Genomic DNA, 748 nt, shown 5'->3' on the forward strand with positions numbered 1-748 from the left:
GCTCAAGGATCACCCGCTCAATCCCATGCGCGATGCCAATCTGGTGCGCGTACTCGCCCGGCAGAGCATGGCAGCGGTCGGGTCGGTCGACCTCGCGACGGTCGCGCGCGGCGCAGACGCGATCCGCGCGCGCAACGCGGCGCTTTCCCAAGATGGAGCCGGAGCGGCAATCGCCGACGCCGTCTTTGAGAGCGATCTTGAAGCGATCGGCGCGGCAGCCTTGGCACAACGCCTGTCGGTCGGAGCGTCCGGCCTGGGACTGGGTCTCGCCCGCGGCCTGGTCGCCGCCGGCACCGCGCGGCGCCATCAACGGACGGTGCTGCGGGAGCGGCCGGTCGAGGGGCCTGCGGCGTGCCTCGCCGGCAGCTGTTCGCGGGCGACACTGACGCAGATTGCCCGCGCCGAAGAGACGATGCCGGTGCTGAGGCTCGATCCGGAAAGGCTGATGAGCGGAGTGGCGGAGACGCACCGTGCGCTCGCCTGGGCCGCCGCCCGCTTGGCCGATGGCCCCGTCCTCATCGCCAGCAGCGGATCGCCCGAGGTGGTTTCGGCGCTGCAGGCGCGGCATGGACGCGACGCTGCCGGTCATGCGATCGAGCAGTCGTTGGCGACCATCGCCGAAGGTCTGGTCGAACTCGGCGTGCGCAGGTTGGTCGTGGCGGGCGGCGAGACGTCCGGCGCCGTCGTGGACCAGCTTGCCATTGCCGCCTTCGAGTTGGGCCCCGAAATCGCCGCGGGTGTCCCAGCG

The 748-nt window shown here is 71.5% G+C and carries 1 protein-coding gene; it reads left to right on the forward strand.

The window, feature by feature from the left end:
- Positions 1-748: nucleotide-binding domain containing protein (locus EOA60_RS35580; RefSeq protein WP_164899904.1), on the forward strand; the 748-nt coding region annotated here is incomplete at both ends.

Source organism: Mesorhizobium sp. M1A.F.Ca.IN.020.06.1.1 (assembly GCF_004023265.1).
In the GTDB taxonomy this organism is placed as follows: Bacteria; Pseudomonadota; Alphaproteobacteria; order Rhizobiales; family Rhizobiaceae; genus Mesorhizobium.